General features: G+C 36.9%; 8 protein-coding genes and 1 pseudogene. 1 reads left to right on the forward strand and 8 read right to left on the reverse strand.

Going from position 1 to position 9,666, the window contains the following annotated elements; translation table 11 throughout:
* From A9G35_RS06150 to A9G35_RS06185, 8 genes and pseudogenes are all read right to left on the reverse strand, one after another.
* Positions 1 to 1,079, reverse strand: a pseudogene (locus A9G35_RS06150) (IS481 family transposase); the annotation flags it as partial.
* A gap of 147 nt (positions 1,080 to 1,226) precedes the next feature.
* Complete coding sequence (gene csdE / locus A9G35_RS06155; RefSeq protein ID WP_065636112.1) at positions 1,227 to 1,622, reverse strand: cysteine desulfurase sulfur acceptor subunit CsdE; 396 nt, start codon at positions 1,620 to 1,622, stop codon at positions 1,227 to 1,229.
* Between the two features lie 69 nt (positions 1,623 to 1,691).
* Positions 1,692 to 2,915: a cysteine desulfurase CsdA gene (gene csdA / locus A9G35_RS06160; RefSeq protein WP_255305975.1), complete on the reverse strand. Its 1,224-nt coding sequence runs from the start codon at positions 2,913 to 2,915 to the stop codon at positions 1,692 to 1,694.
* Entirely contained in the window at positions 2,872 to 3,750 is an 879-nt protein-coding gene (locus tag A9G35_RS06165) for a U32 family peptidase (protein WP_065636114.1), read from the reverse strand. The genes csdA and A9G35_RS06165 overlap by 44 nt, the downstream gene beginning before the upstream one ends.
* An 83-nt stretch (positions 3,751 to 3,833) precedes the next feature.
* Positions 3,834 to 4,829: a ubiquinone anaerobic biosynthesis protein UbiU gene (ubiU, locus tag A9G35_RS06170; protein WP_065636115.1), complete on the reverse strand. Its 996-nt coding sequence runs from the start codon at positions 4,827 to 4,829 to the stop codon at positions 3,834 to 3,836.
* A gap of 367 nt (positions 4,830 to 5,196) precedes the next feature.
* Positions 5,197 to 8,007 (reverse strand): type VI secretion system ATPase TssH, encoded by a 2,811-nt coding sequence (tssH, locus tag A9G35_RS06175; protein ID WP_065636116.1) that lies wholly within the window; start codon positions 8,005 to 8,007, stop codon positions 5,197 to 5,199.
* 78 nt (positions 8,008 to 8,085) lie between these two features.
* Positions 8,086 to 8,574: an Hcp family type VI secretion system effector gene (locus A9G35_RS06180; RefSeq protein ID WP_065636117.1), complete on the reverse strand. Its 489-nt coding sequence runs from the start codon at positions 8,572 to 8,574 to the stop codon at positions 8,086 to 8,088.
* A gap of 31 nt (positions 8,575 to 8,605) precedes the next feature.
* Positions 8,606 to 9,082: an OmpA family protein gene (locus A9G35_RS06185; protein WP_065636118.1), complete on the reverse strand. Its 477-nt coding sequence runs from the start codon at positions 9,080 to 9,082 to the stop codon at positions 8,606 to 8,608.
* 11 nt (positions 9,083 to 9,093) lie between these two features.
* Between A9G35_RS06185 and A9G35_RS06190 the strand changes: the two genes are divergently transcribed.
* On the forward strand, positions 9,094 to 9,666 hold a 573-nt coding region (locus A9G35_RS06190), incomplete at its 3' end, for a phage late control D family protein (RefSeq protein ID WP_176701397.1).

Here is a 9,666-nt window from a genome sequence, read left to right on the forward strand (position 1 = left end):
CTCATCGGCTTTCATTTTAACAAAATGCGTGTCCGATGAGCAAAATAAATTCTCCAATTGCTTTTCCTTAACCAACCCCTTTGCATCATTCCATGTTTGCCATGGTGTCTTCCCATAACAATATTTACTGAATGCGCTCTTTCTCGATTGTAAAATTCAAGCCATTGCTCAATATCGTTTTGTATTTCACTCAATTGCGTGTAAATCTTACGCCGAAATAAAATATCATAACATTCTGTTTTCATCGTCTTATGGAATCGCTCACAAATACCGTTTGTTTGTGGGCTGTAGGCTTTGGTCTTGGTGTGTTCAATATCTTCTAGATTAAGATAAAGCTCATAAGCATGGCTCTCCTTATGGCCATTATATTCCGTACCTTGGTCTGTAAGAATGCGTAACAGCGGCACTTGTTCGCTGTCAAAGAAAGGAAGCTCTTTATCATTGAGCATATCGGCAGCAATCAGGCTGTTTTTCTCGGTATAGACTTTAGCAAAAGCGAGTCTGGAATAGGTATCAATAAATGTTTGTTGGTATATTTTCCCTATGCCTTTAATGTGCCCTACATAATAGGTATCTTGTGCACATAAATAACCCGGATGATGTGTCTCAATTTCACCATGCGCTTCTTTTGATGCTTTGGCTTTTTCAAGGGCTTGTAATTGATTTTCAGTGAACACACATCCTTCTTGTGCCACTTTGGTTTCTAGGGCTATTAAGCGTTTTTTAAAACTTTCTAAATCGTGACGTAGCCAAATAGAGCGTACCCCACTCCCTGACACCATGATGCCTTCTTGACGAAGTTGATTGGCAACTCGATGTTGCCCATAAGCTGGATATTCATAGGCCATATTGACAACGGCTTGTTCTATATGTGGCTCTACCCGATTTTTTTCGATAGGCTTTTTACGACTGATTTCTTGAAGCGCAAGCTCACCCCCTTGCTCATACAATTTTTTAAAGCGATAATAGCTATCTCGACTGTATCCCATGACTTTGCAAGCTTGTTGAACGTTACCGAGTTGCTTAGCTAATTCTAGTAGTCCTAATTTAGGTTTAATGATTTTGGCTGTTTGATTCATTTCTGACTCTCCTTTTTGTGTTATAAAATAACTCAAATGTCAGATTAAGTGGAGATTATTGCATTTTTTTATGGTTTAAATAAAAAAATAAACCCCGAATTATATCGAGGTTTGTCATCAATCTGAGGGGCTAATTAGCCTCCTTTTTTATATGACCGACTCAATACGCTCAATCAATTTTGCCAGTCCTTGCAAACGAGATTGGCTTAGTTCGTCAGTAATTTTTAATTCATGCAAAACCGATTGAAAATCAATAGCAGCTATTTGCTGTGCTGTTTTGTGATTAGCAATACTGATTAATACCGCCAATAACCCTTTCACAATTCGCCCCTCGCTATCGCCACTAAAAATATAGGTATTATCGTTCTGTTTTTGATAAGTCAACCAAACGCGATTTTCACAGCCGTTAACTTGGTTTTCTGTTGTTTTTTGGGATTCAGGAAAGTCAGGCAATTGCTTTGCTAACATCACAAGCTGTCGGTAACGATCTTGCCAAGAATGTTGCTGCGAAAATAATTCGATTAAAGCTTGCTGTGATAGCATAATATTGCCTCATTTATGGTTGGTCATTTTGTAAAAAATATTCAGGATTCTATACCGTTTAAAATAGAATTACACCAATATTTCAATTGCACTTTTCAAGTCTAAAATAAATTTATCCACATCTTGCTGATTATTATATGGCATCAATGAAATACGAACTGCACCGTGACATTCTAATTTATTCATTAAAGGCTGGGCACAAAGCTCGCCAGTACGGATGGCAATATTTTGTTCACTTAACAAAATAGCAATATCATTATGATGAATATTATTGATATTAAAAGTGATTATCGGGCTATCATCCACACTATAAAATTGAATATCGGCAAATTGGCTTAGTTGTGATTTTGCGTAATAAGCTAGCTGTTTTGTGTAGTTTTCAGCTTGCTTATTATCCCATCTTTTTAACCACTCAAGTACGGCATTGAAACCAACAATCCCTGCAATATTAGGTGTGCCAGCTTCAAATTTATAAGGAAGATCTTCTTGAATAAAATCATCAAACGAAGTACTTTTTAGCATTTTACCGCCACCATGCCAAACCGACATTAGCTCAAGTAATGCCTTTTTACCATATAAAACGCCAAGCCCCGTTGGACCATACAATTTATGGGTAGAAAAGACATAAAAATCGATATCTAACTGGTTAACATTAATTGCATGATGAACAACACCTTGCGCACCATCCACTACTAAAACCGCATCATATTGATGAACAATGTTGCTTATTGTAGCTAAATCAGGACAGAATCCTGTCACATTTGACATTTGGGTGATTGCAACAATTTTAGTCTTCGCTGACATTAACGATGATAATTCATTAACATCGGACGACCATTTTATGACTTTAGCCCTTGTTTGCTTAGCCACAATCAACCAAGGTAACAAATTGCTATGATGCTCTAATTCACTGACAATAATTTCATCATCCGGTTGCAATAATGGGCGAGCATAGCTCTGGGCAATTAAGTTAATTGACTCTGTTGCCCCCCGAGTCCAAATAATTTCAGCGCTGCTCTTAGCATTGATCAAATCGGCAACATTTTGCCTTGCCTTATCAATTGTGGCAGTGACTTGCAACGCATCTTGGTGCAAACTGCGTTTTGCTGTCGCTGTGTTTTGAGCATAATACGCCAGTGTTGTATCGACCAAGGCTTGCGGTTTAAGTGCTGTTGCTGCCGAATCAAGATATACGCTATCATGACTAAGCGCAGAAAAATTTTCCCGAAACTGTTCAGGCAGAAAATGCTTATTGGGTAAGTTCAAGTCCGGCAATCCCATTCCAGTAACCATTACAATCTCGGTTATGTTCAATTTGCAGTGGATTTAATCCATCTTCGTTAGCTTTGAACTGCTTAATAATATCAAGTGTTTCAATACCAAGTGGTGAAATCCTAACGATATCAACTAATCCTTTCATCTCTTTAAGATTATTGCCTAAATTGTAACAATAACCGCTTTGAGTCTGAATACCGTTTAACACAAACACCTTTTGCTGTTCTTGCGAAAACACCTCACGTCCAACAGGATACTTAATACAGCAAGTTTCACACTTATCTTTAGGTTTATCTTCCGATCTTGCCGTAAAACAGCGAGCTGAATAAGCCAAAGGTAAATAACCATAACTGAACACTTCGACTTCAAAATTTCGTGCAATATTTAAACTCTCAAACTGTTTAAGCACATTACTCAACCAATCGCGCGACAGCTCAACTGGCATACACCAACGCACCATGCCTTGTTTTTGTAACAATTTTAACGTTAAAGCGTTATAACAGTTAATGGCAGGGCCAGCAACAAACGGCAACTTATGTTCTTGTGCAATGTTAATTGCCGCCAAATCGTTGGCTTCAACCAAAAAATCACCATTATTTATTAATTGCCGCAACTCATTAAGTTCCGATGGAGCCTCAAGCAAAGCCAATGTTGACAGCACAACTTGCTTGCCTGATTTTGCGATCTCTTTTGCCAGCTCAAGCCAATTAGCGACTTTCATTTCACGACGTTTAGTACAAACGGTTTCACCCATATAAATAATATCCGCCTGACTCTCTTTAGCAGAGTAATAAAAAGCTTCTGTTTCAGTTTTAGGCCAATAATAAAGCACTGGTCCTAATGCGTATTTCATGGTTTTGCTCACTATATTTATGTTAGATCTTTTTCAATGATTTACCTTGATGCTGTTAGCACATTATCTATTGCTAACTCACCTTATTGCCATTTACGATGATAAGCGCCTAATGTTGTTTGTGTGCCTTCTGACACCGAACCAAGTGTATCGATCCAGCGTTGTTCGGCTTGGAACGATTGCGGATTGGCTTTATAGCGATCGATGGCTTGTCGCCACACTTTAGTGACTTGCTCAACATAAGCAGGGCTACGCTGACGACCTTCTATTTTAACTGATGCAATATTTGCGGCAAACAGTTCAGGCAATAGCTCAATGGTATTTAAACTTGTTGGCTCCTCGATAGGATGATAAAGCTCCTGACCAACAAAATAACGACCTTTACATAATGTTGGGTAGCCTGCATTTTCGCCTTTTTTATGGCAATCAATTAACACATTATTCAGCCTTGATTCCAGTCCTTTTTCGGTCTCTTCCCAACGAACAAATTTGGCAGGTGAACAAGCGCCAACGGTATTAGGGGATTCGCCAGTCAAATAAGATGACAAATAGCACCGACCTTCGGCCATAATACACAAGCTACCAAAAGCAAACACCTCGAGTGGAACGGGGGACACTTGTGATAACTGTTTAACTTGATGCATTGAAAGTACGCGTGGCAAAACAATGCGATGTACTTGAAAATTATTATAGTAAAACTTAATCGACTCCTCATTGGTTGACGACGCTTGCACAGAAACATGACGCTCAAGATGAGGGTATTTTTCAGCCGCATAATCAAGCATAGCAAGATCAGCAATAATTAACGCATCAGCACCAATATTAGCCGCGGTATCAACTGCATATTGCCAACGTTCAAAATTATCAGGGTGGGCAAAGGTATTAATGGCAATATGTAGCTTTTTGCCATGTTTGTGTACATAATCTGAAGCTTCAATCAAACGCTTCTCGTTAAAATTCAAACCAGCAAAATGACGGGCATTAGTATCGTCTTTCAAACCAATATAAACAGCATCAGCCCCATTATCAATGGCGACTTTTAGTGATGGTAAAGATCCTGCTGGGCAAAGAAGTTCCATAATTATTCCTAACTTAAGTTTGGCCTTTTATACGCTGCGTATTATGCAATAATTCTGAGTTTAATGCGAATGGAAAGCGGTAATTGTGCTTAAAAAGGTAGAGCAGAGCATTGCCATCATCACTAAAAATAGGAATAAGCAATTTTTGTCATGTAAATAACAATCAAAAATAGGGTTAAAATATATAAAACAAGCAAGTAAAAACGATTGCAATTAGCAAAATTTTTATGATTATACTGCTAAATCAAAATTATAAACAATATTATTGACATCACTAAACAACACCATCGTTGTTAATATGCAATAGTTATGTCTAGTGTTGTCTTTTATTGTTAGCTCTACGTTGTTTATGATTATTTTTTATTATCTACTTTTTCTTTGTTTTTGGTATCTTTTTATTATCCGTATCGTTTTTTTTAATTGGCTTAGACTTTACTATTGATTTTTTAGATTTTGTCGGAATTACTTTATTTTTTCTAGTTACCCATTCAAGCACAATACCGTCTGTTTCTGTAAAATCAAGTTGTAACATTTTTTCTTGACTATTGTGATTATTCACATTTTGCAACAATAGATTAGATACCACCGGTAATATTTGTTGATTTAAAATACTATCAATATTACGCGCACCTGTATCTGGCAATAAACAGGCTGATACTAAGGTATCATAAAGTTTTTCACCAACATTAAATTCGATTTTGTAGTGTTTTTGTAATCGAGATGAGACTTTATTTAATTTCATTTCAACAATTTTTCGCAGTGCATCATTAGCTAATGGTGTATAAATTATCGTTTGGAAACGAGCTAATAATGCTGGCTGAAAATGCTCACGTATAATTGGACGTAATAACTCTTGTTGTGTAGCAATATTAGCATCAGGCATTTCGTCAAAGAGTGCCATTAATTGATCACTACCTAGATTAGAAGTCATTAATATTAAGGTATTACGGAAATCAATTTCACGTCCTTCACCATCACGCATAAAACCACGATCAAATACTTGATAAAATAAGTTCAATACATCACGATGCGCTTTTTCAACTTCATCTAATAAGACAACGCTGTATGGCCGTTTACGAACTGCTTCAGTTAAGATTCCACCTTGGCCATATCCGACATAACCTGGAGGCGAGCCTTTTAACTGTGATACTGTATGTGATTCTTGATATTCTGACATATTGATCGTGATTAACGATTGTTCACCACCAAACAAAGTATCTGAAAGTGCTAATGCTGTTTCAGTTTTGCCCACACCAGAAGGGCCGACTAATAAGAATACGCCTATAGGTGCATCTTCCGAGGTTAAACCTGTTTTTGCAGCACGAATTCTTTTAGAAATTTCAAAGAGTGCATTATCTTGACCTACAACGCGCTCACGCAAATCAGCTTCTAGCATAAGTAAATGGCTTTGTTCATCTTTTAATAGACTATCTAAAGGAACACCAGTCCAATCAGCAATAACAGAAGATACAATTCGACTATCAACATCAAGTGATAATAAAGGTGAGTTTTTTTGTAATTCACTTAATTTTTGTTGTGTTTCGATAAGTTGTTTTTGAATTTTCTGTTCTGATTTTGATGTTAATTTTTGTCGTAACTCAATTAATGTTTCAACTAGTTTTTTTTCTTTTTCAAATTGCTTCTGTTGAGTGGCTAATTTTTTTTGTAGTTCATCAAGTTGTAATCCAATTTCTACCGTACGATCTGTTGGTAGGTGTTCTCCTAGTGCTAAATCGGTTTTGATAGCTTCTTGCTCTATTGTTAATGAAGTAATTTGAGCCTCAAGCAGTGTAATAGATTCAGGAATTGTATCAAGCCCCATACGTACACGCGCTGATGCTGTATCAAGTAAATCAACCGCTTTATCGGGTAACTGACGACCACTAATATAACGTCGAGAAAGTGAAACAGCGGTTTTAACTGCTTCGTCTAATATATGTACACCATGATGTTTGGCATATCGTGATTTTAAGCCACGTAACATAAGACAGGCTTTTTCGTCATCAGGTTCTTCCACTTTAACAATTTGAAAACGGCGTTCTAGAGCTGCATCTTTTTCAAAATATTGTTTGTATTCAGACCATGTTGTTGCAGCAATAGTTCGTAACTCCCCTCTAGCTAGGGCGGGTTTTAATAAATTTGCTGCATCAGCTCCACCAACTGAATTGCCAGCACCAATAATAGTATGAGCCTCATCAATAAAAAGTAATATTGGGGTAGGTGATTGTTGAACAGCTTCTATCACATTTTTTAATCTTTGTTCAAATTCGCCTTTTACACCAGCACCAGCTTGTAGTAGGCCAAGATCAAGCGCTAATATGTTCACTTTCTCAAGATTTTTAGGTACATTGCCTTCTGCAATGCGTAGTGCTAGCCCTTCTACTAATGCTGTTTTACCAACACCAGGTTCACCTACTAAAATTGGATTATTTTTGCGACGGCGAGATAATATATCAATCATTTGTCTTATTTCACTATCACGGCCAAATACAGGATCAATTTTACCTGTTTTCGCTTTTTCAGTAATATCTTCGGTAAATCGGTTAAGTGCTGCTTGATAATGTCTTTGTTGTGTGGCTTGTTGTTGATTATTATTAGTATCAACCGTTTGAGAATCGTGTTTACTATTAATATTTAACTTCTTTGTATTGTTGATATCATTATTTAAATGCAAATTATCTGAATAATATTTATGTTGATTAGTCGGACTTTCATCCGAAGTTTCATCTAACTGAGTACGCATTTTTTGTAATGAAACAACCGATAAACTAAGTAACTGCCATGCATCTTGTGCTTTTAAGCAATGTGGCATTTCTTGTAGTGTTTGTAAAATATGTACTGAACGAATAGTCTCTTGGTGATCTTCAAGTGAGGCTTTTAACCATGCTGACTGTAATATTCCAATCAATGATGATGATAAACTTGGTTTTGTATTAACTGTATGAGGTAATGTGTCTAGATAATTCAATAATCCTTGCCAGACTTTATCTAAATCTAATTGATAATGTCTTGCAACCAATGAAATATCACCAGTTCCTTGCTCTAATAATTTTAATAACCAATGTTCAAGCATGATTTCTGGATGTGCTCTTGTTTGGCATAATTCTGCTGACGCTTCAAGTGCTTTTGCACAATATGAATTGAGTCGTCTTAATAAAGCAGAAGGATCTGTAATCATTACTCTTCCTTACATTATATTATCGTTTATTAAATGATTGTTGATTCTGTTATTACAACAGAATCAACATAAACCACATTAAGCTCTACTTTCAACCCAGCTGTCTGAGTGAATGATGTTGCCATCTTTATAAGTCCATGTGATTTTTTCGTAACGTAATTCAATACGTTCTAAATGATTATATTGTTCCTTTGTTGGATCTTTGATATTGTGCATTTCAGGTTTGATAGATACAACCTTTACGTTATCCATTAATGTATTAAAGTACTCAATTTCTTGGCCTGCATCATTAATTTTATACCATTTAATTTCTACAGATTTTAGGTTCTGACCTGTAGTTACAGCTTTATAAAGATAAGGGGATGATGCATCAACTTCTTTAACAAATTCAAGAGCTTTGTGAACTCGAGTTCCTGTTAATTTACCAGTATTACCGTCTGTTGGAATGTAGACTTTGTGATCAAATTCAACCACTTCAACACTCCCCTCACGACCTACTACGGTTACAGAACCTTTAATTTCTGCTCCGCCATCATCTTTTAAAAACATATACGCTGGAACTGCCATTGTTTTACTCCTTTTTTTGTTAAACATTTTTTTAGTATTCATTCGCCAAAATACAATTTGACATTTGAGGAACTAAACTAATTTCTACACGTCGGTTTTTTGCCCGACCTTCTAAAGTATCATTACTAGTTAACGGTTTTTTTGCTCCATACCCTTGAATCGCAAAACATGTTTCAGGGATATCACTAGTCTTTATAATCCAGTTTCGTACTGCTGTAGCTCGATCAAGTGACAATTGAATATTCTTATTGCTATCACCTGTCGAATCAGTATGCCCTGTAATTAAAATAAGCCACCCTGTTCCTTGGTTAGCATTTATCTGTTTTTTCATCTCAACTAATGCATTAACTAATATTTTGGTTGAATCAGATTTTAGGCTTGATTGTCCACTTTCAAATAGAGCTAAACTATCTAAACGAATCACTGGAGGTGGTTCTTTCATAATAATTTTTTCTTCTTTAACAATAATTTCTTTTGGCTCTGGCGGTTTAGCAATATAGTCACTCATGGATATATTTAATGGCTCAAGTAATTGTTGCCCATGATAAAGCCCTTGCCATTGATTCGCTGCTTAACCAAAACGCCACTTTCTCATTTAATCCCTTTTTAAACCAGCCATTAACAGAAGCAATACGCTCACTAGGCGGCTTACCGGCTATCAGTGACGGGCGCACACTTCATGGGGTGGTTACCGCATTTAGTCAGCTATCGGTCAGTAAAGAGCAAGCGCATTATCAAGTTGTTTTATCATCCCGCTTAGCGTTGTTAGCCATGAAAAAACAGTGTGCCATTTTTCAAAACCAAAGCGTGGTAAGTGTAGTGGAATCGATACTGCGCAGCCATGGTTTTACCGGCATTGATTACCGCTTGGAATTAAAAGACACCTACCCGTCTCGAGAATTTATTACCCAATGGCAAGAAAGTGACCTTGAGTTCATACAACGCTTATTGGCGGATGTGGGGATATGGTTTCGCTTTGAAACCCATGCTGAGCACAACTGTGATGTCATGGTGCTAAGTGATTATGAGCAAGGTTATGCTCAGGTTGCCGACATAGATAACAAACCACCGAGTGGCACCTTAGATGGTGGC

This window comes from Gilliamella sp. Choc5-1 (assembly GCF_001690595.1).
GTDB lineage: Bacteria > Pseudomonadota > Gammaproteobacteria > Enterobacterales > Orbaceae > Gilliamella > Gilliamella apicola_M.

Excerpts from the sequence above, each read along its gene's own strand:
- ubiU (WP_065636115.1), bottom strand. The coding sequence starts at position 4,829 with ATGGAACTTCTTTGCCCAGCAGGATCTTTACCATCACTAAAAGTCGCC.
- A9G35_RS06185 (WP_065636118.1), bottom strand. The coding sequence starts at position 9,082 with ATGAGTGACTATATTGCTAAACCGCCAGAGCCAAAAGAAATTATTGTT.
- A9G35_RS06180 (WP_065636117.1), bottom strand. The coding sequence starts at position 8,574 with ATGGCAGTTCCAGCGTATATGTTTTTAAAAGATGATGGCGGAGCAGAA.
- csdE (WP_065636112.1), bottom strand. The coding sequence starts at position 1,622 with ATGCTATCACAGCAAGCTTTAATCGAATTATTTTCGCAGCAACATTCT.
- csdA (WP_255305975.1), bottom strand. The coding sequence starts at position 2,915 with ATGGTTACTGGAATGGGATTGCCGGACTTGAACTTACCCAATAAGCAT.
- A9G35_RS06165 (WP_065636114.1), bottom strand. The coding sequence starts at position 3,750 with ATGAAATACGCATTAGGACCAGTGCTTTATTATTGGCCTAAAACTGAA.
- tssH (WP_065636116.1), bottom strand. The coding sequence starts at position 8,007 with ATGATTACAGATCCTTCTGCTTTATTAAGACGACTCAATTCATATTGT.